At 72.9% G+C, this 23,888-nt stretch carries 18 protein-coding genes and 1 pseudogene; 11 read left to right on the plus strand and 8 right to left on the minus strand.

The window, feature by feature from the left end; genetic code table 11:
* Positions 1-46: 46 nt before the first annotated feature.
* The 4 genes and pseudogenes from BUS84_RS30415 to BUS84_RS30430 all read left to right on the plus strand — a co-directional run bounded on the left by BUS84_RS30415 (position 47) and on the right by BUS84_RS30430 (position 5,362).
* Positions 47-1,033, plus strand: a complete 987-nt coding sequence (locus BUS84_RS30415) for a phosphate acyltransferase PlsX (RefSeq protein WP_074317733.1) — start codon at positions 47-49, stop codon at positions 1,031-1,033.
* Positions 1,030-1,737: pseudogene (gene rnc / locus BUS84_RS30420) on the plus strand (ribonuclease III); the annotation flags it as partial. The gene BUS84_RS30415 and the pseudogene rnc, both read left to right, overlap by 4 nt.
* Before the next feature lie 316 nt (positions 1,738-2,053).
* On the plus strand, positions 2,054-2,911 hold the full coding sequence (gene mutM / locus BUS84_RS30425) for a bifunctional DNA-formamidopyrimidine glycosylase/DNA-(apurinic or apyrimidinic site) lyase (RefSeq protein ID WP_074319219.1): 858 nt from the start codon (positions 2,054-2,056) through the stop codon (positions 2,909-2,911).
* A gap of 231 nt (positions 2,912-3,142) precedes the next feature.
* Positions 3,143-5,362: an MMPL family transporter gene (locus BUS84_RS30430; RefSeq protein ID WP_074317736.1), complete on the plus strand. Its 2,220-nt coding sequence runs from the start codon at positions 3,143-3,145 to the stop codon at positions 5,360-5,362.
* A 214-nt stretch (positions 5,363-5,576) separates the two neighbouring features.
* Here the strand turns inward: BUS84_RS30430 and BUS84_RS30435 are convergent, their stop codons facing one another.
* Both BUS84_RS30435 and BUS84_RS30440 read right to left on the minus strand, forming a co-directional pair.
* Complete coding sequence (locus BUS84_RS30435) at positions 5,577-6,422, minus strand: endo alpha-1,4 polygalactosaminidase (RefSeq protein WP_074317737.1); 846 nt, start codon at positions 6,420-6,422, stop codon at positions 5,577-5,579.
* A 120-nt stretch (positions 6,423-6,542) separates the two neighbouring features.
* A complete protein-coding gene (locus BUS84_RS30440) occupies positions 6,543-7,664 on the minus strand; it encodes a CAP domain-containing protein (RefSeq protein WP_244298776.1) in 1,122 nt (373 codons plus the stop codon).
* Between the two features lie 371 nt (positions 7,665-8,035).
* On the opposite strand from BUS84_RS30440, the gene BUS84_RS30445 reads away from it, so the two are divergent.
* The 3 genes from BUS84_RS30445 to BUS84_RS30455 all read left to right on the plus strand — a co-directional run bounded on the left by BUS84_RS30445 (position 8,036) and on the right by BUS84_RS30455 (position 12,833).
* A complete protein-coding gene (locus tag BUS84_RS30445) occupies positions 8,036-8,230 on the plus strand; it encodes a hypothetical protein (RefSeq protein WP_007456482.1) in 195 nt (64 codons plus the stop codon).
* Positions 8,231-8,598: 368 nt separating this feature from the next.
* The gene (gene smc / locus BUS84_RS30450) at positions 8,599-12,213 is read left to right on the plus strand and encodes a chromosome segregation protein SMC (RefSeq protein WP_074317739.1); all 3,615 of its coding nucleotides are present in this window, start codon (positions 8,599-8,601) and stop codon (positions 12,211-12,213) included.
* Positions 12,213-12,833, plus strand: coding sequence for an HAD family hydrolase (locus BUS84_RS30455; protein WP_074317740.1), 621 nt, complete (start codon positions 12,213-12,215; stop codon positions 12,831-12,833). The genes smc and BUS84_RS30455 overlap by 1 nt, the downstream gene beginning before the upstream one ends.
* Positions 12,834-12,912: 79 nt before the next feature.
* On the opposite strand, the gene BUS84_RS30460 is transcribed toward BUS84_RS30455, so the two are convergent.
* The gene (locus tag BUS84_RS30460) at positions 12,913-13,863 is read right to left on the minus strand and encodes an SMP-30/gluconolactonase/LRE family protein (RefSeq protein WP_074317742.1); all 951 of its coding nucleotides are present in this window, start codon (positions 13,861-13,863) and stop codon (positions 12,913-12,915) included.
* Positions 13,864-13,940: 77 nt separating this feature from the next.
* Here BUS84_RS30460 and BUS84_RS30465 point away from each other — a divergent pair, with 77 nt between their 5' ends.
* Positions 13,941-14,915, plus strand: a complete 975-nt coding sequence (locus BUS84_RS30465) for an ArsR/SmtB family transcription factor (protein ID WP_074317743.1) — start codon at positions 13,941-13,943, stop codon at positions 14,913-14,915.
* A 9-nt stretch (positions 14,916-14,924) separates the two neighbouring features.
* Here the strand turns inward: BUS84_RS30465 and BUS84_RS30470 are convergent, their stop codons facing one another.
* From BUS84_RS30470 to BUS84_RS30490, 5 genes are all read right to left on the minus strand, one after another.
* Positions 14,925-15,455: a DinB family protein gene (locus tag BUS84_RS30470; RefSeq protein WP_074317745.1), complete on the minus strand. Its 531-nt coding sequence runs from the start codon at positions 15,453-15,455 to the stop codon at positions 14,925-14,927.
* A 110-nt stretch (positions 15,456-15,565) separates the two neighbouring features.
* Positions 15,566-16,060: a universal stress protein gene (locus tag BUS84_RS30475; protein WP_244298777.1), complete on the minus strand. Its 495-nt coding sequence runs from the start codon at positions 16,058-16,060 to the stop codon at positions 15,566-15,568.
* Positions 16,061-16,071: 11 nt separating this feature from the next.
* The gene (locus tag BUS84_RS30480; protein ID WP_074317747.1) at positions 16,072-17,691 is read right to left on the minus strand and encodes an MDR family MFS transporter; all 1,620 of its coding nucleotides are present in this window, start codon (positions 17,689-17,691) and stop codon (positions 16,072-16,074) included.
* Positions 17,692-17,836: 145 nt separating this feature from the next.
* Positions 17,837-18,280 (minus strand): MarR family winged helix-turn-helix transcriptional regulator, encoded by a 444-nt coding sequence (locus tag BUS84_RS30485; protein ID WP_244298778.1) that lies wholly within the window; start codon positions 18,278-18,280, stop codon positions 17,837-17,839.
* 25 nt (positions 18,281-18,305) lie between these two features.
* Entirely contained in the window at positions 18,306-20,018 is a 1,713-nt protein-coding gene (locus BUS84_RS30490; RefSeq protein ID WP_074317748.1) for an alkaline phosphatase D family protein, read from the minus strand.
* Between the two features lie 83 nt (positions 20,019-20,101).
* Here BUS84_RS30490 and ftsY point away from each other — a divergent pair, with 83 nt between their 5' ends.
* From ftsY to BUS84_RS30505, 3 genes are all read left to right on the plus strand, one after another.
* Positions 20,102-21,283 carry a signal recognition particle-docking protein FtsY gene (ftsY, locus tag BUS84_RS30495; RefSeq protein ID WP_074317750.1) on the plus strand — a complete coding sequence of 394 codons (1,182 nt, stop codon included), beginning with the start codon at positions 20,102-20,104 and terminating at the stop codon, positions 21,281-21,283.
* Positions 21,284-21,289: 6 nt separating this feature from the next.
* Entirely contained in the window at positions 21,290-22,153 is an 864-nt protein-coding gene (locus BUS84_RS30500; RefSeq protein ID WP_192580334.1) for an aminoglycoside phosphotransferase family protein, read from the plus strand.
* Between the two features lie 276 nt (positions 22,154-22,429).
* Complete coding sequence (locus BUS84_RS30505) at positions 22,430-23,827, plus strand: ammonium transporter (protein ID WP_074317751.1); 1,398 nt, start codon at positions 22,430-22,432, stop codon at positions 23,825-23,827.
* Positions 23,828-23,888 lie beyond the last annotated feature (61 nt).

The raw sequence follows: 23,888 nt of genomic DNA on the forward strand, positions 1-23,888 counted from the left end.
CCCGGCTCCCTCCGACGCAGGCCGGCCCACTCCGGTCGACGTTCCGGTGGAGCCGGGCACCGCGCGGATCGCCGTTGACCTCCTCGGCGGGGACGACGCTCCCGCCGTCGTGGTTGACGGCGCTCTGCGGGCCGTGCGCGCCGACCCTGACCTGCATCTCCTTCTCGTCGGCCCAGCCGAGGTCGCCGAGGGGCTGATCGCTGCCCTCGGTCCGGCCCAACGCACCCGGATCACGGTTCGGCCCGTCCGCGACGCCGTCGGCATGGCCGACCATCCCAGTGCCGCCCGCGCGGAGAGCACCGTGCGGGCCGCTGTCACCGCCGTCCGCGACGGAACCGCCGACGCCCTGGTCTCCGCCGGCGCCACCGGCGCCACCGTCACCGCTGCCGTGCTCGGTCTCGGCCGCTGGCCCGAGATCCGTCAACCCGCCCTCGTCGCCACCCTGCCCGCGGTCGCCGGGCCGGTCGTGCTGCTCGACGTCGGCGGCTCGCTGGAGCCCCGCCCGGCCACCCTCGCCCGGCACGCCGTGCTCGGCGCCGCGTACGCGGCGGTGGCGCATTCGATCGCCGAGCCCCGTGTCGGCCTGCTCTCGGTCGGCACCGAGGCCGGGAAGGGCGACCGGGTCCGTCGAGCCACCGATCCACTGCTCGCCGTCGAGCCGCTGCCCGGAGGGGCGCGCTACGTCGGGCTGGTCGAGGGGTACGACGTGGCCCTCGGCGCGCGCGCCGATGTGGTGGTCACCGACGGCTTCACCGGTAACGTGCTGCTCAAGGCGATCGAGGGCGCGTACGCGATGGCCGGCGGCCCGCCCGTCGGTGGTGGCGCCCCCCGTGCCGCCGCACTGCTCGGCGTAGCCGGGACGGTGGTCGTCTGCCACGGCTCCGCTCGCGCCGCCGACGTCGCCTCCGGCATCGCCCTCGCCGCCCACCTGTGGCGGCGACGCGCCACCGACCTGGTCTCCGCGTTGCTCGACGGCGACGCCGCGACGCACCGCACCGACCGCTCCACCGACACCGAGGTACGCACATCATGAGCAACGACAAGCGGCGGCGGGCGTCCGTCGGTCACCTGGAAGCCGCGTTCGGCGTGAGCCTGGACCCCGACCTGCTGCAACGCGCGCTGACCCACCGCTCGTACGCGTACGAGAACGGCGGCCTGCCCACCAACGAGCGGCTGGAGTTCCTCGGTGACTCGGTGCTCGGCGTGGTGATCACCACGGCGCTCTTCCACAACCACCCGGACCTGCCTGAGGGGCAGCTGGCCAAGCTGCGGGCCAGCGTGGTCAACATGCGCGCGCTCGCCGACGTGGCCCGTGGCCTCGGCCCGGACGGCCTCGGCGCGTACCTGCTGCTCGGCAAGGGCGAGGAGACCACCGGCGGTCGGGACAAGGCGAGCATCCTCGCCGACACCTTGGAGGCGCTGCTCGGCGCGATCTACCTCCAGTACGGGCTGGACACCGCCGGGATCGTCATCCACCGGCTCTTCGACCCGCTGATGGCGGAGTCGGCCGGCCGGGGCGCGGCCCTGGACTGGAAGACCAGCCTTCAGGAGCTGACCGCGGCGCAGGGGCTCGGCGTGCCGGAATACCGGATCGAGGGCACCGGCCCGGACCACCTCAAGACGTTCACCGCCTGGGTGGTGGTGGCCGGCAACCGGTACGGCGGCGCCGAGGGACGCAGCAAGAAGGAGGCCGAGCAGCGCGCCGCCGAGGCGGCCTGGCGCACGCTCGCCGACCAGGACGGCAGCCAGGCTGGTCAGGAGGACCAGGCTGGTGTGAACGAGCGGAATCGGGGTGCCTCGGCCGACCGGGATGAACCGGCCGGGCCGATGGAACGGGCCGAGCGGGCGGCCCAGACCGAGCAGGCCGACCACCTGGCGCAGGTCATGCCGGCCGACGTCGCGGAGCAGCAGGCCCCGTCCGGGGTCGAGCAGGCCCGGGCCAACGGCACTCGTCCGACCGCCGACGGTGCCAACGGCACCCGGGCCGCCGCCGACTCGACCAGGGCCGACGCGACCGGCGCCGCCGCCGGTGACCGCGGGACGGGGCTGGGACGTGCCTGAGCTGCCCGAGGTGGAGACGGTCCGGCAGGGGCTGGCCCAGTGGGTCATCGGCCGCCGGATCGCCTCGGTGGAGGTCCGCCACCCCCGCGCGGTCCGCCGACACGTCCCCGGCGGCGCGCACTTCGCCGACGTGCTCGCCGGCCGGACCGTGCTGGACGTCCGCCGCCGCGGCAAGTACCTGTGGCTGCCACTGGACAGCGGCGACGCGGTGATCGGGCACCTCGGCATGTCCGGCCAGTTGCTGCTCCAGCCGCCCGGCACGGCCGACGAGACGCACCTGCGGGTGCGGTTCCGGTTCGCCGACGACGGACCGGAGCTGCGCTTCGTCGACCAGCGCACGTTCGGCGGGCTCTCGGTCAGCGAGGGTGGCGCCGATCTGCCCGCGGAGATCGCGCACATCGCCCGCGACCCGATGGACCCGGAGTTCTCCGACGCGGCGTTCGTCGCCGCGCTGCGCCGCCGACGCACCGAGGTGAAACGGGCCCTGCTCGATCAGACCCTGATCTCGGGTGTGGGCAACATCTACGCCGACGAGGCGCTCTGGCGCGCCGGGCTGCACGGCACCCGTCCGACCGACGCGCTGACCGCCCCGGCGGCGCAGCGCCTGCTCGGCCACGTCCGCGACGTGCTCGCTGAGGCGATCAAGGAGGGTGGCACCAGCTTCGACGCCCTCTACGTCAACGTCAACGGTGAGAGCGGCTACTTCGACCGGGCGCTGAACGTCTACGGTCGCGAGGGTGAGCCGTGCCGGCGGTGTGGCGCGCCGGTCCGCCGGGAGGCGTTCATGAACCGCTCCTCGTACAGCTGCCCACGCTGCCAGCCCCGGCCAAGGGGCTCCCTTCGGGGATGACCCGGAGGTGGTTCGGGGTCGGTGCCGGCGGGTCGCGGTCGACCTCTCCGGGCTGGACCCGGGCGGTTGTCCGGATCGCGGGCTGATGCCCGCCGTAACGCCCGAGCGGTCCCGCGGACCTGTGTGGACCGGCTCCGGGGACGGCGGGGGCCGATCCCCGATGTGACCGCCTCGTCACGCCCCTAGCGTCAGCACCGTTGACAGGGGGCTGACGTGACAGGGGGACCCGAGATGGGGACAAGACCGGTGACGGTGCGGATGGCGCGGTGGAGCGCCGAGCACCCGTGGCGGGCGATAGCGCTGTGGGCCGTGTTCGTGGCGGTGTGCTTCCTCGGTGGCAACGCCGCCGGCCTCAACGAGGCCACCAGCAGCGACCAGGCGATCGGCGAGGCGGGGCGCGCCAGCCTGATCGTGGATGCCGGCGCGTTCGACGACGCGGCCGTGGAGAACGTCCTGATCACCTCGCGGGGCGGCGCGCTGGACCAGACCGCGGCGAAGGTGGCGGCGGACGACGCCGCGGCCCGGCTGCGCACGGTCACCGGCGTCGCCGAGATCGGCCCGCCGGTCACCGCCCGGGACGGCTCCGCGCTCCTGCTGCCGATCACCATGTCTGGCGACGCGGGTACCGCGTCCGACCGGGTGCAACCGCTGCGCGACGCCACCGCCACGGTCCAGGAGGCGCACCCGCAGCTGCGCGTCGAGCAGGTCGGCGGGCCGTCCATCGGGCAGGCCCTCGACGACACCCTGGGCAAGGACTTCAAGCGCGCCGAGCTGCTCAGCCTGCCGGTCACGCTGGCGATCCTGATCGTCGCGTTCGGCGCGCTGATCGCGGCCAGCGTGCCGGTGCTGCTGGCGCTCTCCTCGGTCGCCGCCGCGATGGGTCTGTCCACCCTCGCCTCGCACCTCGTGCCGGCCACCGACACCACGGCCCCCGTGATCCTGCTGATCGGCATGGCGGTCGGGGTCGACTACTCGCTGTTCTACGTCCGTCGGGAGCGGGAGGAACGCGCCAAGGGCCGCTCCGGGCTGGACGCGGTGGAGATCGCGGCGGAGACCTCCGGGCACGCCGTGGTGGTCTCCGGCTTCGCAGTGATCATCTCGATGGCCGGCCTGCTGCTCGCTGGCGATGTGGTCTTCTCGTCGCTGGCCGTCGGCTCGATCCTGGTGGTCGCGGTCGCGGTGGTCGGCTCGCTGACCGTGCTGCCCGCCCTGCTGGCCAAGCTCGGTCGTTGGGTCGACCGGCCCCGGGTGCCGCTGCTCTGGCGACTCACCACACCGCGCGCCGGCCGGCACGGCCAGCCCCGCTCGCCCCGGCTCTGGCCCGCGGTGCTTCGGCCCGCGCTGCGCGCCCCGGTACCGACCCTGGTCATCTCGGTCGGGCTGCTGCTCGCGCTGGCCGCGCCGGCACTCGGCATGAAGCTGAAGTTCCCCGGCATGGAGGACCTGCCACGCACCACCCCGGCGATGCAGGCGTACGACCGCCTCACCGCCGCCTTCCCCAGCACCGGCACCAACCACGTGGTGGCCGTCCGGGCGCCGGCCGAGCAGGCCGACCGGGTTAGCGCGGCGCTCACCGACCTGGCCACCCGGGCAGCCGGTGATCCGCTGTTCGCCCCCATCGAGGCCGACGGCCCGAAGATCGAGGTGTCGGCCGATCGGCGGGTGTCGGTGCTGGACGTCGCCACCCCGTACGCCAGCCGGGACGACCGGTCGGTGCGGTCGCTGGAGAAGCTGCGTGAGGATCTGGTCCCGGCCGAGCTGCGGGACATCCCCGGCATCGAGTACGCGGTCGGCGGCAGCGTGGCCGACAGCGAGGACTACGCGCAGCACATCCGGGACAAGCTGCCACTGGTGATGGGCTTCGTCCTGGTGCTCACCTTCCTGGTCATGGTGCTCACCTTCCGGTCGGTGGTGGTGGCGGCCAGCGCGATCGTGCTGAACCTGCTCTCCGCCGGCGCCGCGTACGGGCTGCTGGTGCTGGTCTTCCAGGGGGACTGGGCGGCGGGGCCGCTCGGCTTCACCTCGATGGGCGCGATCGTGTCCTGGCTGCCGCTGTTCCTCTTCGTGGTGCTCTTCGGCCTCTCCATGGACTACCACGTCTTTGTGGTCAGCCGGATCCGCGAGGGGATCCGGGCCGGCATGCCCAACCGGGACGCGGTGGCGTACGGAATCACGTCGTCGGCCGGCGTGGTGACCAGTGCGGCGATCGTGATGGTCGGGGTGTTCTCGATCTTCGCCACGCTCAGCACGATCGACATGAAGCAGCTCGGCATCGGCCTGGCGGCGGCGATCCTGCTGGACGCCACGATCATCCGGGGCGTGGTGCTGCCGGCGCTGATGACCATGCTCGGCGACGCCAACTGGTGGGCCCCGCGCTTCCTGCGGCCGCGGTCGGCGCCCGCCCCCACCGAGCCGCCGGCCCCCACCCCGGAGCTGGTGCCGGTGCCCTGACCGTTCCCTCCACCGCCCCACCGCCCCAACGCCCCGCCGCCCCGCCGGCCCCGCGGACCCCACCGTCCGCGCCGACGCCACCATCCGCGTCGATCTAGGGAAAGTCGTCGCTAGTGGATCTCCGTCCACAGTGATTTCCCCTAGATCGACGCGGACGGGAGGCATCGACGCGGACGGAAGGCGGCGGCGGGCGCGCGGAGGGGAGGGGGAGGGGTCAGGGGAGGGGGCAGGGTTGCCGCCAGGCGTTCAGCGTTCGTTCCTTGCGGATGGACGCGAAGCCGTAGCCGACGGTGGTGACGCAGAAGTCGTCGGTCGAGCCGGTGTACTCGACGTGGAAGACCGGCTTGTCGGCGTCGGCGAAGGGCAGCAACTTGGCGCACTGATCCAGCCGGACGCACTCCTCGTTGATCGCGAAGTCGAAGTCCGGGGCCAGTGCGGCGACCTGCGGTACGTCGTTGACCAGCCCGGGGGAGAGGTCCAGCGACCGGGCCAGCCGGGCGAGCCGCCGGTTGAACAGCAGTTGGTGGTCGAAGTCGAGCGGGAAGCCGCTGCGGTGCGCGTACGCGTCGGCGTCGGCCAGCGCCACCGCGCCGAAGCCCTTGCCCCGGCAGAGCCGGAACCGGTCGGCCAGCACCGGCTCGAGGGTGTCCCACCGCCGGACATCCAGCCATCGGCTGCCGGGTTGGCGGCCGGACGAGCCCTGTACGGCGGCCGGGAGCCGACTGGCGTCCGGGTCGGCCGAGCGGACCGAGCCGACGTGAACGTGGCAGATCAGCCGGCGGTCCCGGGAGCGCAGTTCGGCGGTCTGGGCGGCGGTGGTGGCCACCGGGTCGAGCAGGAAGACGTCGGCGTCCACCGTCGGGTCGAGCGGGCCGCGGAGCTGCCACTGCCACTGCCAGTGCCGGGCCTGGTCGGCCGGCCACCGGGTGGGCGCGCCGGGCGGGGTGAACTCGACCCGGCAGCCGTACGCCGGCACCACCAGGACGAGGGCGACGCTGGCCGCCACGATTCGGCGCAGCGGGCGTGCTACGACGGCGCGTCGCCGCAGCCGGATCCGCATCGGCAGCTCCCGGGTCCCGGGCGGCCGGTCGCCGCCCTCACCGGTACGCCGCCGCCCCCACGCTCCGGCCCGGCGTACCTCACCGGGTCAAACGAGCGCGGGGGCGCGGACGACGCGCGGTCAGCGCGGCGCCGCGAAGACCTGCGTCCAGTACGGCCCGTTGCTGTTGGCGATGCCGACGCCGATCTCGGTGAACGCGCAGTTCAGGATGTTCGCCCGGTGGCCGGAGCTGTTCATCCAGGCGTCCATCACCGCGGCCGGGGTCTTCTGGTTCCACGCCACGTTCTCGCCGTAGGTGCGCCAGGCGTAGCCCACCCGGTCCAGCCGGACGCCGGCGTTGCTGCCGTCGCTGCCGGTGTGCGACATGTTCTGGTGGTCGGCCTGATCCTGGCTGTGCCGCTGGGCGGCGGTCATCAGCTTGTCGTCGATGCTCAGCGCCTTGCAGCCGGCCTTGGCCCGTTCGGCGTTGACCAGGTCCACCACCTCGCGAGCCTGCGCGCTGACGGTGCCGCTGCCGCTGGAGCCCGTGCTGGTGGTGGTGCTCGGCGCGCTGCTGCGCTCGACGCTGCGCCGCGAGGCGGCGTTGGTGCGTGACGGCGCCGGGGTGGGCTTGACGACCTTGCTCGGCGTCGGGCTCGGCCTGGCCGAGCTGGGCGCGGCGGTCGGGGAGGGCGCGACCAGGGTGTCGACCGTCGGCTGCTCGGTCGGCACCGCGGGCGCGGCGGCGAGGGTGTCGTCGACGGCGGTCGGCTCGGCGGCGGTGTCGTTCCCGCCGGGCATCGCGAGCGCGCCGATGCCGAGGCTCACCACGAGGGTGGCCGCCGCGGCGGCGCCGCCGATCATCAGCGGCCGACGCCAGCGCCGCGGGGAGCGGTGTCGCCCCTCACCCGGTCGGCCGGCGTCGGTCGGACCGGTCCGCCAGCCGTCGGTGGTCTCCTCGACGGGGGCGCTGTCGCGCCAGCCGCCGGTCGACTCGTCGTCCTGTTGGTAGGCGGGCTCGTACGCCGGCCAGGCGGCGGTGTGGCCGTCGGCGGGCCCGGCGGGGGCCGGCGGTTCCGGCTGCCAACGAGCGGTGGGCTGCGCGTGGTGCCACTCGTCGCCGGGCTGGTCGGGGTCGTCGTCGCCGAACAGGTAGGCCGAGCGGGGTTCCGGGCGGTCCCTCAGCCAGTCCGGCTCGTCGGTCGGCCGCTCGGCGCGCCGGGGGGCGCCGTTCGGGTCCATCGGGTCGGTCCAGCCGTACACGGCACTGCCTCCACGGGGTCGGTTGCGGGCCGGGGTGACGCTACGACTCGCCCACGACCTGCGGCAACGTGGCTAAGGAAGAGTTAAGGGGAAGTCGGACGCCAGGGTGCGGACTTCCCGGAATTCCGGCGTACAGTAAAGGTGTCCGGACAGAGAGTGTCCGTGCCTTGAGGCAGCCCCCCGACAAGTGGACAGGTCGACGTAGAGATGATCTACGGCCTGCGAGAACTTGACGAAGGAGGGGTTTGCGGCTCAATATATAGGTGTCGCCAGTCGCGCCCGGTCATGCCCAGATACAGCTGGAATGACAGTCGCGTATGAATGGGCGCGCGTTGGCCGGCCTTTCCGGCAGCGCATATCAAGGAGTCAGCATGGCGAAGGCCCTCTACGGCCACGTAGGTGCAGCGCCCGACCGGCGCCTGCTCGACGAGGTCACCCGACTGCGTGCCAGGGTTCAGGCACTGGAGTTCGAGATCACGCGTCTGCGCGCCGACAACGATCGGCTCGCGGCGGCTGCGGCGGAGGCGGACGACCTGCTTCGTCTGGCCGAGCCGGCGCTGACCTGATCTTCGGGGTCGGAAAACTGAATCGCACCATCGCAAAAATGCGCGCCGACACCTCTGTGCCGGCGCGCAACGCTGTCCGGCCCCTTTCCCGGCCGACGATTTATGATCTTGCGTTGGGCGGCACTGGAACCGCGCCAGTTGTTTCCGGAAACGCATCGGTCGGCGTACCGATCATGAACGGTGTTTGTCTTTTTCGCCGCCTCCCGAACAACTGCGCGGTCGGCTCGCGCGCACGTCCCGCCCTCCCGGCCGGCGCGCTCCGGGGCGGGTCGCGTGCCCGACCGCTCCCGCCACCGGGTTAGTCTGCGGGTTCACCAGGTCCGCGCAGCCGGCGACGGTACGGCGGCCACCGGACGAGGATCGAGAAGGTGTATCTCAAGAGCCTGACGGTGAAGGGCTTCAAGTCCTTCGCCTCCGCCACGACGTTGAAGCTGGAGCCCGGGATCACCTGCGTGGTGGGTCCGAACGGCTCCGGCAAGTCCAACGTCGTCGACGCCATCGCCTGGGTGCTCGGCGAGCAGGGCGCCAAGGCGCTGCGCGGCGGCAAGATGGAGGACGTCATCTTCGCCGGCACCGCCGGCCGGGCGCCGCTGGGTCGCGCCGAGGTCACCCTCACCATCGACAACACCGACGGCGCGCTGCCGATCGAGTACACCGAGGTCTCCATCACCCGCCGGATGTTCCGCTCCGGCGAGAGCGAGTACGAGATCAACGGCGACACGTGCCGGTTGCTGGACATCCAGGAGCTGCTCTCCGACTCCGGCATCGGCCGGGAGATGCACATCATCGTCGGCCAGGGCCGGCTCGACGGCATGCTGCACGCCAAGCCGGAGGACCGCCGGGCGTTCATCGAGGAGGCAGCCGGCGTCCTCAAGCACCGCAAGCGCAAGGAAAAGGCGCTGCGCAAGCTCGACGCGATGCAGGTGAATCTCAACCGCGTCACCGACCTCACCGCCGAACTGCGCCGCCAGCTCAAGCCGCTGGGCCGGCAGGCGGAGGTGGCCCGGCGGGCCGCCGCCATCCAGGCCAACCTGCGCGATGCCCGGCTGCGGCTGCTCGCCGACGACCTGGCGACCCTGCGGACCACCCTGGACCGGGAGATCGCCGACGAGACCGCGCTGCGGGAGCGCCGCGAACAGGTCGAGGCCGAGCACGCCGAGGTGCAGGGCCGGCTCGGTGAGCTGGAGGCCGCGCTGGCCGAGGACGCCCCGCTGCTCGCCGCCGCCCAGGACACCTGGTACAAGCTCTCCGCCCTGCAGGAACGCTTCCGGTCCATCGAACAGCTCGCCCGGGAACGGCTGCGGCACCTGAGCGCCACCGGCGACGACGAGCGGACCGGTCGCGACCCGGACCAGCTGGAGGCCGAGGCCGAGCGGGTCCGCGAGCAGGAGGAGGAGCTGCGCGCGGCACTCACCGACGACCAGATCCGGCTGGCCGAGGCGGTGGAGCACCGCCAGGAGCTGGAACGTCAGCTCGCCGCCGCCGAACGGGAGCTGGTCGCCGCCGCAAAGGCCATCGCCGACCGGCGCGAGGGGATGGCCCGGCTCACCGGTCAGGTCAACTCGGCCCGGGCCCGGACCACCAGCGCCGGTGAGGAGATCGAACGGCTCACCGTCGCGCACGTCGACGCGTTGAGCCGCGCCGAGCGGGCGCAGGCCGACCTGGACGCGGTCTCGGCGCAGTCCACCGAGGCGGACCGGGACAACGCCGACCTGGACGCCCGGCACGCCGAGGCGGTCGCCGGGCAGGAGCGGGCGCAGGCCACCGTCCGGTCGCTGGCCGACGCCGAGCGGACGGCGGAGAAGGACGCGGCCACCTGGAAGGCCCGGGAGGAGGCGCTCTCCCTGGGCCTGCGGCGCAAGGACGGCTCGGGCGCGCTGCTCGCCCGAGCCGGCGACGTGCCCGGCCTGCTCGGCAGCCTCGCCGGGCTGCTCACCGTCGCCCCGGGGCACGAGGCCGCGCTCGCCGCCGCGCTCGGCGGCCTCGCCGACGCGGTCGCGGTCAGCGGGGTGGACGAGGCCGTCGAGGCCATGCGGCTGCTCAAGATCTCCGACGCCGGTCGGGCCGGCCTGCTGGTGGGCAGCCCGGCCGGGCCCGGCATGACCGGCTCCGCCGACGCGCTGCGTCCAAAGGTGCCCGACGGCGCGCGATGGGCGCCCGACCTGGTGGAATGCTCCGCCGAGCTGCGCCCCGCGGTGCACCGGGCGCTGCGCGACGTGGTGCTCGTCGATGACCTGGCAGCCGCGGCCGACCTGGTCGCCGGCAACCCCGAGCTGCGCGCGGTCACCCCGGACGGGGACGTCGTCGGGGCGTACGCGGCGGCCGGCGGGTCGGCCAAGGCGCCCAGCTACATCGAGGTGCAGGCGGCCGTCGAGGAGGCCCGCAGCAACCGGCTCGCCGCCGAGCGCGCCGGCGCGGAGCTGCGCGACCAACTCGTCGAGGCACGCGCCGAGGTGGCCGCCGCCAAGGACGTCGTGCAGCACGCCGCCGCCGAGAAGCGCGAGGCGGAGAGCCACCGGAACGCCGCCGCCCGCCGACTGGCCGAACTGGGCGCGGCGGCCCGCTCGGCGAAGGCGGAGACCGACCGCCTCGGCGAGTCCCGGGCCCGCGCCGAGGCGGCCCGGCAGCGGGACCTCACCGCGCTGGCCGAGCTGGAGGAGCGGCTGCGGCTGACCGAGGAGACCCCGGTCGACGCCGAGCCCTCCACCGAGGAGCGGGACCAGCTCGCCGCGATGGTGCCGCAGGCGCGGCAGAACGAGATGGAGGTCCGGCTCGCGGTGCGTACCGCCGAGGAACGGGTCTCCTCGATCGCCGGCCGGGCCGACTCGCTGGCCCGGCAGGCCACCACGGAGCGGGCCGCCCGGGAACGCGCCGCGGCCCGGCGGGCCGCCCGCACCCGGGGCGCGGGCATCGCCCGGGCCGTCGCCGGCGGCGCCCGGGAGGCGCTCACCCGGCTCACCACCTCGATCGCGGCGGCGGAGGAGCACCGCGACGCGGTGGCCCGGGAACGCGCCGCCCGCGAGGCGGAACTCCAGGAGGTACGCGGGGCCGCCAAGCGGTTCGGCGCGGAGCTGGAGCGGCTGACCAGCCAGGTGCACCGGGACGAGGTGGCCCGCGCCGAGCAGCGGCTGCGCATCGAGCAGCTGGAGGCGAAGGCCGCCGAGGACTTCGGGCTGGACGTGGAGACCCTCGTCGCCGAGTACGGGCCTACCCAGCCCGTCCCGCCCACCCAGGCCGACGTCGCCGCGGCCGAACGCGACGGGCTGCCGGTGCCCGAGCCGGTCCGCTACGAGCGGCCGGTGCAGGAGAAGCGGGCCGCCAAGGCGGAACGCGAACTGGCCCTGCTCGGCAAGGTCAACCCGCTCGCGCTGGAGGAGTTCGCCGCGCTGGAGGAGCGTTACAAGTTCCTCTCCGAGCAGCTGGAGGACCTCAAGGCCACCCGGCGGGACCTGCTCACCGTGGTCAAGGACGTGGACGAGCGGATCCTGGAGGTCTTCGCCAGCGCGTTCGAGGACACCGCGCGGGAGTTCGAGCAGGTGTTCACCGTGCTCTTCCCCGGCGGCGAGGGCCGGCTGATCCTCACCGACCCCGAGGATTTGCTCACCACCGGCGTCGAGGTGGAGGCCCGCCCGCCGGGCAAGAAGATCAAACGACTGTCCCTGCTCTCCGGTGGCGAGCGGTCGCTGACCGCGGTGGCCATGCTGGTGGCGATCTTCCGCGCCCGGCCCAGCCCGTTCTACATCATGGACGAGGTGGAGGCGGCCCTGGACGACGTGAACCTGGGCCGGCTGATCACGCTGCTGGCACAGTTGCGGGAGAAGAGCCAGTTGATCGTCATCACGCACCAGAAGCGGACGATGGAGATCGCGGACGCGCTCTACGGAGTGACCATGCGCAGCGGGGTCACCCAGGTGATCAGTCAGCGGCTCAACCGGGCCGACGAGGACGACCAGCGGCGCAGCCGCGGCGAGGAGAACGGGTAGTGGCTCGGGAACGCGCGACGGCGCTCCTGCTGGATCTGGACGGCGTACTGCGCCGGTTCGACCCGGCGGTGGCCGCCGGGGTGGAGCGGGAGTACGGCCTCGCCGACGGGGTGCTCACCGAGATCGCCATGCAGTGGGGCCGGCTCCAGCCCGTGCTCACCGGCCAGGTCAGCCACGACGACTGGGTGAGCAGCGTGGCGGAGGCGCTGGCCGAGCCGGCCGGAGGCCCGGACCGGGCCCGAGCGGCGGTGCAGCAGTGGCAGCGCTACCGGGGTGAGGTGGACACCGAGGTGCTCGACTTCGTCCGGGAGGTACGCGGCGCCGGGATCAAGGTCGGCCTGGCCACCAACGCCACCGACCTGCTCGACGCCGACCTGGCCACGCTCGGCCTGACCGGCGAGCTGGACGTGGTGGTGAACTCGTCGACGCTCGGGGTGCACAAGCCGGCCCCGGATTACTTCCAGGCCGCCTGCGCGGCACTGGCCACCCCGCCGGCCCGGGTGCTCTTCGTCGACGACGAGGACTGGGCCGTCCGGGGCGCCCGGGCCGCCGGGCTGTCGGCGCACCGCTGGGGCGGGCACGCTGACCTGCGCTACCTGCGGGCGGCGCTCGCGTCCTGAGTGCGGCCGATCGGCACCGTCGCGCCGACATGGTGGCGTCCCGGTGAGCGACGCCGCCACCTCGGCGAGGTGCAGTGGATCAGTGCAGGCCGGGGACCTGGGTGACCGTGAACGGCGGAGCCGGGGTGGGGGCGTTGAGTTGGCTGTTCACCCACAGCAGGCGGCCGGCGTCCCGGACGACGGTGGTCGGTGACTGCGTCAGGCTGGCCGGGCGGGACTGCCGCACGACCCGGGCCGTCCGCAGGTCGGCGTTCAGGATCGCCAGGTTCACCGCGAAGGCCCAGCCGCCCGCGCCGTCGGGGAAGTTCACCACTCCGTAGAGCTTGTCGCCCTCCAGCAGCAGCCCGTCAGCGCCCATCTGCCCGTTGACCACCTCGACGACCGTTGCCGTCCGCTCGACCAGGTCGACCCGCCACAGCCGCTCCGTGCCCGGCTCGCCGCTGCCCTGGTCGGCGACGAGCGCCACCCGCCCGCCGTCGGCGACGGCGATGCCGTTGAGGAAGCCCGGCACGGCCGGGAAGTCGGCGGCGGTGAGCCACGGGACGAGGTCCCCGACCTCCGGGCCGTCCAGCGACGCCCGCCACACGGTGCCGGTGACCGAGTCGGTGACGTACACGGCATCGGCGGTGATCGCGAGGTCGTTGAGGACGGCGTCAGGCGCCGTGCGGCGGGCCAGCAGCCCGCCGTCCGAGGCGTAGACGAACAGCGTGCCGGTGTCCCAGCCGGCGACGAAGAGCCGGCCCCGCCGGTCGACGTGCACACCGGCGGCCCGGGTACGCCCGTCGGCGCCCGCCGGCAGGAACGGCCGCAGCTTCCGGTCTCGTACGTGACCGCGGTAGACGGTGCCGGTGCCGACGCTGGTGACGTAGAGAGTGCCGTCCGGGGTGACCGCGATCCCCTCGGGCAGCACCCCCGGTTCCCGGGAGACCACGTACGTGTCAGGGCGCGGGCCGGCGCCGAGCGCCGGCGCGGGTACGGCGACGGTCAGCACGGCCAGGCTTGCGGTGGTCGAGGCGAGCAGCTTCTTCATGCGCCGAGGATCGCCGGACCGCAGGCCCCTCTCCACCCCCTTTCACGTGCGGCTGAAAGGCGGTTAGCGTCGATGCCGTGGTGACCCTGCACCTGAGCGCGGCGGACCTCGGCCGTACCGTGCTGCGCTCCGCGCCGTCGGTGTTGCTGGAGCTGGGGGCGGCCGGGCAGCGGCTGTTCCAGGCCACCGTGCCGGAGCACCTGGCCGCGTGGCGGGCCCGCACCCGGGCCGCGCTGCGTCCGGAGATGCGGCCGTACCTGGACCTGTGCCGCCAGGAGCGCTGGTTCCCGGACTTCCTCACCCCGCCCGGCTTCGGCAGCGAACTGGGCGCTGCGCTGGCCGAGGTCGCGGCCACCCCCACGGCGGCCCTCACCGCGGAGCTGCGGCCCCGGATCGAGGCCGGTGAGCTGCCACCCCGGGTCGGTCCGCTCGCCGCCGGGGAACCGGCGGCGGTGCGCCGGCTGCTCGACGCGATGGTGGCGTTCCACGCCGTCGCGGTCGGTGCGTACTGGGAGACGATCGTCGCGGCGGTGCACGCCGACCGGGCGGTGCGGGGTCGAGCCATCGGGGACGTGGGACTCGACCGGGTGCTCCGTGACCTCAGCCCGCACCTGCACTTCACGCCGACGGGTGAGACGTACGAGCTGTCGTACCGGTGCGCCTTCGGCGCCGACGTCGGTCTGTCGCCGGGCGGCCGGGGCGTCACGCTGGTGCCGTCGTACTTCGTGCCGCAGCCCGCGGTGCTCGACGACCCGGCCGGCCCGCTGGTGCTGACCTACCCGATCCGGCCGGCCCGGCGGGAGCTGACCACCAACCAGCCCCTCGCCCATCTGCTGGGGCGGACCCGGGCCGCGGTGCTGGGGGTGATCGTCGACGGCCCCAGCACGTCACAGGTGGCCCGGGCGGTGGGCATCTCGGTCGCCTCGGCCAGCCAGCACACCAGTACCCTGCGCCAGGCCGGGCTGATCGCCACTCACCGGGCCGGCTCGTCGGTGCTGCACACGCTGACCCCGCTGGGCGAGCACATGCTGCGGGCCGGGCGACCGAGCTGACCGGCCGGGTCAGTCGCCGGTGACGCCGTCGATCCGCTCGCGGATCAGGTCGGCGTGGCCGTTGTGCCGGGCGTACTCCTCGATCATGTGCACGTAGACCCAACGGACGTTCATCTCGTCGGCGCTGCCGTCGCGGCGGCGGCGCACGAAGGTGTGATCCAGGGAGAGTGCGGCCGCAGCCGCTCGGGCCGCCGTGACTTCGGCAGCGTAGGTGGCGAAATCACGCTCGGCGTCGGCGTCGGCGACGTCGTCCAGGTCGCCGTCGGGGCTGGCCTCGGTGCAGTAGAGGTCGTCCAGGTCCTCGCCGGCGGCGCGGATCCGGAACCACCAGCGCTCGACCATGGCCAGGTGTCGGACCAGGCCGAGCAGGGTGAGCCCGGAGGGCTGCACGCTCGGGATCTTCAGTTGCTCGGCGGTGAGCCCGGCGCACTTGAGCAGCAGGGTCTCGCGTTGGTAGTCGAGCCATCCGTCGAGCATGGTGCGCTCGTCACCGACGTAGGGCTCGGGCTTGCGGTCGATCTCAGGTGCTCTCCAGGTCATCGGGCCATCCTGGCGGTACCCACCGACAACGGCGAGCGCATTACCGCCGGCGCGTTAAGAAGGGCCCCCTGTACCACTCCAGGCGTTAACAAGGTGCCCTTCCTTCGCGCCTAGGGCACCACGACGACGGGCCAGCGGCCGGTGCGGACCAGGCGGGTGGCGACCGAGCCGACCAGCCGGTGACCGGCCTGCTCCGAGGCGCCGACCACCACCATGTCGGCCTGGAACTCGTCGGCCGCCGCGCACAGTTCGCCGTACGCGTCGCCGCGCCGGCACAGGAAGGTCACCGGTACGCCGAGCTCCTCGGCGCCGCGCCGGCACTCCCGGCGCAGCTCGTCGGCCAACTCGTCGTGGGTGCGCTGCACGGCGCCGGCGTCCATCCCGGGCACCAGGGCGGTCAGTCCGCTCGCCGAGCTGACGAAGAGCACCACCAGCGCGGCGCCCTGCCGGCGCGCCAGGCCGGCGGCGTAGGAGCCGGCCCGCTCGGAGGTGCGGGTGCCGTCCACGCCCACCATGATCACCCGCGGCCCGTCCGTGCCTCGTTCGAAGGGCAGCGGGCGGGTCCGGGGCCCGTACTCCTCGCGGTCTGGTGCTCCCACGCTCATGGCTGCCTACCTCACCTCTGCTCGCCGGTACGGACGACGGCGGCACCAGCGCCCGCCCCGATGGTTGATTCTTGCTCGACTTCGGTGCCGACCGGGGAGCCGGCGTGCTGCCGCAGCGGCACCTCCTTGATGAAGCTCACAGCGATCAGCGCGATCAGCGCGAAGGGGGCAGCGGCCAGGAAGATGTCGCCGGCGCCGTGACCGTACGCGCTCTCCACCACTGCCCGGATCGGGCCGGGCAGGGTGTGCACGTCGGGGAGGACGCCACCGCCGCCCGAGCTGGACGCGGAGATGCCGAGCCGGGCCAGGCCCTCGGACGTGTAGCCCGTGACCTTGTGGCCGAGCACCGCGCCGAGCGCGGAGACGCCGATCGCGCCGCCCAGGCTGCGGAAGAACGCCACCATCGAGCTGGCCGCGCCGAGCTCGTGCGTGCCGACGGTGTTCTGCACGGCGAGGACCAGGTTCTGCATGGTCATGCCGAGGCCGATGCCGACCAGCGCCATGTAGATGCCGAGCAGGGTGAAGCTCGTGTCCGCCCGGAGCGTGCCCATCAGCGCGAAGCCGGCCGTGAGCAGCGCCGTACCGATCACCAGGAACCGCTTCCAGCGGCCGGTCTTGGTGATGATCCGACCGCTCAGCGTCGAGGCGACCAGTAGACCGAGGATCATCGGCAGGGTCATGAGGCCGGACATCGTCGGGCTCTGGCCGCGGCTGATCTGGAAGTACTGGCCGAGGAAGACCGAGGCGCCGAACATGCCCACGCCGACCGCGATGCTCGCGACGACGGCCAGGGTGATGGTGCGGTTGCGGAACAGCCGTGGCGGGATCATCGGCTCGGCGGCCCGGGTCTCCACCCGGATCGCCAGCGCGCCGAGCACCAGCGCGCCGATCACCATGACGGCGGACTGCCAGGAGGTCCAGTCGAACTGGTTACCGGCGAGCGAGACCCAGATCAGCAGCAACGAGACGGCCGCGGTGATCAGCGTGGCGCCCCACCAGTCGATCTGCGCCTTCCGCTTCACGACCGGCAGGTGCAGGGTCTTCTGGAGCACGACCAGCGCGGCGATGGCGAACGGCACGCCGACGTAGAAGCACCAGCGCCAGCCCAGCCACGAGGTGTCGACGATCACGCCGCCGATCAGCGGGCCGCCGATGGTGCCGACGGCCAACACGGCGCCGAGGTAGCCGCTGTAGCGGCCCCGCTCGCGCGGCGCGATCATGGTCGCCATGATCACCTGGGCCAGCGCGGTGAGGCCGCCGGCGCCGATGCCCTGGAGCACCCGGCAGGCGATCAGCTCACTGGTGCCCTGTGCGGCGCCGGCCAGCACCGAGCCCAGCACGTAGATCCCCAGGGAGAGTTGGACCAGGAGCTTCTTGCTGGTCAGGTCGGCGAGCTTGCCCCAGATGGGGGTGGTCGCGGTGGTCGCGAGCAGGGCCGAGGTGACCACCCAGGTGTACGCGGACTGACCGCCGTGCAGCTCGGTGATGATCCGCGGCAGCGCGTTCGAGACGACCGTGGAGGAGAGGATCGCGACGAACATGCCCAGCAGCAGACCGGAGAGTGCCTCCAGGATCTGCCGGTGGGTCATGTCGACGCCGGTCGCCCGGGTGGGCGCTGTCGCCTGGGTCATCGTTGCTGCCTCCGGGTGGAGTCGAGGTGGAGCGGCAGGGGCCGTGAAGCGAGTGCCGCCCAGAAGTTGCCTGAAGCAACCGTACGGGTTGGTTGCCTAAAGCAACAACTTGTCGGACCGCGCCGGCATTCCCCGTATTCGCCGGTCAGATCCAGGAGTCGTTGAACCGGCCGAGCAGCCGGGCGAACTCCTCGACGTCCCGGGCCGGCCAGCCGTCCAGGGCGCGCAGGAACTCCCCCAACCGGGCGGACCGGGCGACGTCGAACCGGCGCTGACCCTCCTCGGTGAGGCTGATCTGCGCGGCCCGCCGATCACTGGGATCGGGGTCGCGGTGGACCAGGCCGAGCGCTTCCAGCCCGTTGATCTGCCGGCTCAGCGTCCCCTTGCCCACCCCGAGCCGTCCCGCCAACTCGGTCAACCGGATCGAGCCACTCCGGCGCAGCCAGAGCAGCAGCCCGTAGGTGTTCGGTTCGAGGTTCGGGTGCACCTCCCGGGCGATCTCCCAGGAGACCGCCCGGCCACGACGCAGCAGGGCCGTCAGTTCATGCTCGACCGCCCGGATCGGCTCCGGCAGGCGCTCGTCGTCCACGGCGTAGAGACTACGGTGGGCCGGCTCAGCCGTTGCCGGAGAGCTGGCGGTGCATCACCCGGCGTAGTCGCCCGTCCTTGGTCGTGCCCTCGATGGTTACCTCAGCCGCGCGCCCCCGATGGGTCAGAGTGGCCACCGCGTTGCCGAAGTAGGGGCCGGCCAGCTTGCGCCAGCGCACCCCCGGGTGGCGGACACCGGCAGAGCGGGCCAGCGTCCGGGTCGCCCCCGCCGGGCCGGCCGACCAGCCGAGCCGCATCAGCGGACGGATGCCGGCCGGCACCTGGTTGTGGATCGGCGAACAGGTGAGCTGGTGCACCGGAGTGACCACCGCCGGGTCGGCGAACCGGGCCCGGGCCACGTACGAGTGGTGCACATCCCCGGACAGCACGCTGATCGACGCCGGCGGGGCGTACGCCGGGCCGGCGCCGACCCGAGCGCCGGACCGGCTCGGGGTGCCGGTGCCGATCCGGGCGAAGGTCTCCGCGAGCGCCTCGAAGGAGCGCCGGAAGGCCGCCCAGTGCTCCAGGTCCAGAGCCCGCCGCAGCTTCTCCGCCCCGCGCGCCACCCAGGGCCGGCGCGAGTCGGCGAGCTTCTCGTTCCACGCCTCGATGTGGTGGATGCCCTGCGGCAGCAGCCAGGGCAGCGAGGCGCCGACCACCAGGTGGTCGTAGACCCCGTGCGCCTGGTCGAGGAACCAGGACCACTCACCCGGCGGCAGCATCGCCCGGTTGCCCCGGTCGAGCACCCGGCTGCACCGGTTGTCCAGCATCACCAGCCGGGTCCGGCCCAGGTCCAGCGCGTAACTCCACTGGTACTGCACCGCGCGCCAGCGCTCGGTGTCGTGCGCCAGGTCGGACTCCTGGTCGACGCGGTGCCCGAACTCGCGCAGCACGCCGGTGGCGTCCTCGGCGGCGGCGACCTTCGCGAAGACCGGGTCGGCGGCGACGTCGCCCGGGGAGAGGTTGCCCAGGTGCTGGTAGACCCAGTAGGAGGCGAGCCCGCTGCCGATCCGCTCGGACCACCACGGCTGCTCGCGGACCTCGTCCCGCCAGGCCGCCGAGGTGTTCCAGTCGTCGATGATCTCGTGGTCGTCGAAGATCATCACGCTCGGCACGGTGGAGAGCAGCCAGCGGATCTCCGGATCCCGCCAGGACTCCAGGTAGAGCTTCGTGTACTCGTCGAAGCTCACCACCTGGTCGGCCGGGGCGTCCTTCGGTCGCCGCCGGCGCCGGCGCAGCAGCCGGCGCACCGTCGGTGAGGTGACGTCGGCGTAGACCTGGTCGCCGAGCAGCACCAGGAGGTCGGGCAGTCGGCTCGCCTCGGGGTCAGCCATCAACCGCCGGGCGTACGCGTCCAGCGCGTCCGGCGGGAGCTTGCGGGTGGTGGCGTGCTGGGTGGTCTCCCGGCATGAGCCGAAGAGCAGGCTGACCGGCTGGTCGCGGTCGTCGGCGGCCCGGGTGCGGATCACGCTCGGCGGGAAGCCACTGCTCGGCACGGGCCAGACCAGCTCGTCGTCGACCAGCACCTCGTAGGTCGTCGCGCTGTCCGGGGTGAGCCCCTCCACCACCACGAGCGCGTAGTGGTGGTCGTACGCCGAGAAGGTCGGTGCGGTGCCGGTGGCGCCGTCCGCGGTGCGGACGGTGACCACAGCGGGAGCCGCCGTCTCCACCCAGATGGTCGCCCGGGTGTCCACCACGCGCCGCAGGAGGGGGCCGATGAGCAGGTGTGCGGCGGGCATGCGGCCGAGCCTACCGCCGGTTCCCGGCACCGGCCGGGTGCGGTGGCTGGGACGCCGCGGCCGGCATCTGACAGGATTCCGGCATGGCCGAATATCTCGTCCTCGCTCTGGTCCTGCTCGGTGTGCTGATCGTCGGCACAGTCGGGCTGGTCGTGCCGCGATTGCGGCGTCGGCCCGAGCCCCCACTGCCGCGCACCGAGGTCGACACCCGGGCCGAAGAGGATCTCGCCGGCCCGCCGGTCGAGGCACCGGAGTCCGATCTGTCCACCGGTGTCCTCGTCGAGCCGCCACCGGTCATCGAGGTGCCGACCGTCGAGGTGCCCGAGCCGACCGCCGGGCGGCTGGTCCGGCTCCGCTCGCGGCTGTCCCGCTCGCAGAACGTCTTCGGCAAGAGCCTGCTCGGCCTGCTCGCCCGCGACCACCTCGACGAGGACGCCTGGGAGGAGATCGAGGACAGCCTGATCACCGCCGACGTCGGCGTCGACGCCACCCGCGACATCGTCGACCGGCTGCGCGAACGCACCCGGGTGCTGGGCACCCGCTCGGCCTTCGAGCTGCGCGCGCTGCTCGCCGCCGAGCTGGTCAACGCGCTCGACCCGACGCTGGACCGGACGCTGAAGACCACTCCCAAGGACGGCGTGCCGGCGGTGCTGCTGGTGGTCGGGGTCAACGGCGCCGGCAAGACCACCACCTGCGGCAAGATCGCCCGGGTGCTGGTCGCCGACGGTCGCAGCGTGCTGCTCGGCGCGGCCGACACCTTCCGGGCCGCCGCCGCCGACCAGCTGCAGACCTGGGGGGAGCGGGTCGGCGCGGAGACCGTCCGCGGTCCCGAGGCCGCCGATCCGGCCAGCGTCGCCTTCGACGCGGTCAAGCGCGGCATCGACACCCGCGTGGACACCGTGCTGATCGACACCGCCGGCCGGCTGCAGAACAAGGTCGGCCTGATGGACGAGCTGGGCAAGGTCAAGCGGGTGGTGGAGAAGCACGGCCCGATCGACGAGACGATCCTGATCCTCGACGCCACCACCGGCCAGAACGGCCTGGAGCAGGCCCGGGTCTTCACCGAGGTGGTCAACGTGACCGGCGTGGTGCTGACCAAGCTCGACGGCACCGCCAAGGGCGGCATCGTGATCGCCGTGCAGCGCAAGCTCGGCATCCCGGTCAAGCTGGTCGGCCTCGGCGAGGGCAAGGACGACCTGGCCCCGTTCGATCCGGTGCAGTTCGTCGATGCCTTGCTGGGCGTCGAGGCCGGACGGGACGCGTAGTCTCGGGTGACCACTGACGATCGCGCGTACGCGGGCTGGCGCGACCCCGGCCACCCCTCGCAGCGCCTCGGGAGACCGTACGTGACTTCGCAGGAGATCCCGCTGCACGGCGGCAACGTGAGCACCGTGGTCCGGGTCGGTGACACGGTCCGCCGCAACGCCGGGCCGTGGACCCCCTCGGTGCACGCCCTGCTGCGCCACCTGGAGTACGTCGGGTTCACCGGCGCCCCCCGGGCGCTCGGCATGGACGAGCGCAACCGCGAGGTGCTCTCGTACCTGGAGGGGGAGTGCGGGGAATACCCGCTCGCCCCGCACTGGGTGACCGACGAGGCCCTGGTCACGGTGGCCACCATGCTGCGGATGTTCCACGACGCCCAGTACGGCTTCACCCCGCCGCCGGGGGCGGTCTGGCGCTCGTTCGGGCCGCCGCCACCGGACACCGAGGTCATCTGCCACCACGACGCCGCCCCGCACAACGTGATCTGGCGGCCGGACGGCACCCTCGGGCTGATCGACTTCGACCTGGCCTCGCCGGGCGCACGGATCTACGACGTGGCGTACGCGGCCTGGACCTGGGTGCCGATCTTCGCCGACCGCGACTCGATCACCCTGGGCTGGAAGCGGCCGGACCGGCCCCGCCGGCTGCGGCTCTTCGCCGACGCGTACGGGCTGATCCCCCGGGATCGGCACCGGCTGATCCGGACCATCCGCAAGCGGATCGTCGACCACGTCGAGGGCATCCGCCGGATGGCCGCAGCCGGTGAGCCCGCCTTCGTCCGAATCGTGCACAAGGGCCACCTGCGCCGGCCGATGCGCGACCTGCGGCTGCTCGACTACGAGCGGCACGCCCTGGAGAACGCGCTGCGCTGAGCCGGCCGGTCGATGGGGTCGGCCGCTGGGCGGGCCCGCCGGTCGATGGGGTCGGCCGGTTAGTCATCGACGCCCGCCGCCCGGCCGATCCACCGCCGTCCATGCCGCTGCCTGTGCGGTTCCCGTCACACGTACGAAACAAGCCGTCACCGAACGGAAACCGGTCGGGGACCACGGGTGAAACAGCCGGCAACGAAGCTTCCGCGCAACCGGCTGACGGGCGATGCTGCTCACTTCTCAGCCGACGGGAGGACTTCCACACCGAGAGGAGGCAGCGTGGAGATCAACACCGGCAACACCGCCTGGTTGCTCTTGTCGTCTGCGCTCGTGCTGCTCATGACGCCGGGTCTGGCACTGTTCTACGGCGGGCTGAACCGGTCCAAGGGCGTGCTCAACATGATGATGATGAGCTTCTCCGCGATCGGGCTCATCTCTGTTCTTTGGGTCATCTACGGCTTCACCCTGGCGTTCGGCACCAACGGCAACGCCGGGGTCAACAACGTGATCGGCAGCTTCACCCAGTACCTCGGCACGGAGACCAGCTTCATCGGCGAGGAGTGGCTCTTCCTCGGCGCGGGGACCGGCATCCCCACGTACGTCTTCATGGTCTTCCAGATGATGTTCGCGATCATCACGGTCGCCCTGATTAGCGGCGCGGTCTCCGACCGGTTGAAGTTCTCCGGCTGGCTGCTCTTCGCGTTCGCCTGGTTCACCCTCGTCTACCTGCCGGTGGCGCACTGGGTGTGGGGCGGCGGCTTCATCGGCTCCAAGATCAAGGCACTGGACTTCGCCGGCGGTACCGCCGTGCACATCAACGCCGGCGCCGCGGCGCTCGGCCTGGTGCTGATCCTCGGCAAGCGGGTCGGCTGGCCCCGGGAGAGCTTCAAGCCGCACAACGTGCCGCTGGTCGCGCTCGGCGCCGGCCTGCTCTGGTTCGGCTGGTTCGGCTTCAACGCGGGCTCGGAGTTGACCGTCGACGGCACCACCGCGGTCGCCTTCGTCAACACCCAGGTCGCCACGGCCGCCGGCGTGCTCGGCTGGATCGTGGTGGAGTGGATCCGCAGCGGCAAGCCGACCCTGGTCGGGGCCTCCTCCGGGGCCATCGCGGGCCTGGTCGCCATCACCCCGGCCTGTGGCTTCATCGCACCGTTGCCGTCGGTGCTGCTCGGCCTCATCGCCGGTGCGGTCTGCGCCTACGCGGTCGGCCTGAAGTACAAGCTCGGCTTCGACGACTCCCTCGACGTGGTGGGCGTGCACTTCGTGGCCGGCTGGATCGGGTCGCTGTTCATCGGCCTCTTCGCCACCCTGCAGGTCAACTCGGCGATCGAGGGCCTGGGTGCCAGCGAGGGCCTGTTCTACGGCGGTGGGGTGACCCAGCTCGGCCGGCAGGCGCTGGCCAGCGGCATCGTCTCGGTCTACTCCTTCGGGGTGGCGGTGCTGATCGCCCTCGCGGTCAAGGCCGTGATCGGCCTGCGCGCCGACGCCGACGACGAGGTCGCCGGCATCGACGTCGCCGAGCACGCGGAGAGCGCGTACGACCTCTCGCCCACCACGGGCAGCAGCGGCGGTGGTGCCTTCGCGATGGCCGGGCTCACCTCGGGTTCCGGGAAGCCGACGCCGGAGGCCGCCGCCGAACCGGCCGCCGCGCCCGTGGGCGAGAAGATCGCCGGTTGACGTTGCTGCTGTGCGCTGATGGAGGGGTTGGACTTGACATCCTTCCGGTCCTGAAGGCCGG

This window comes from Micromonospora cremea, from assembly GCF_900143515.1.
Lineage (GTDB): Bacteria > Actinomycetota > Actinomycetes > Mycobacteriales > Micromonosporaceae > Micromonospora > Micromonospora cremea.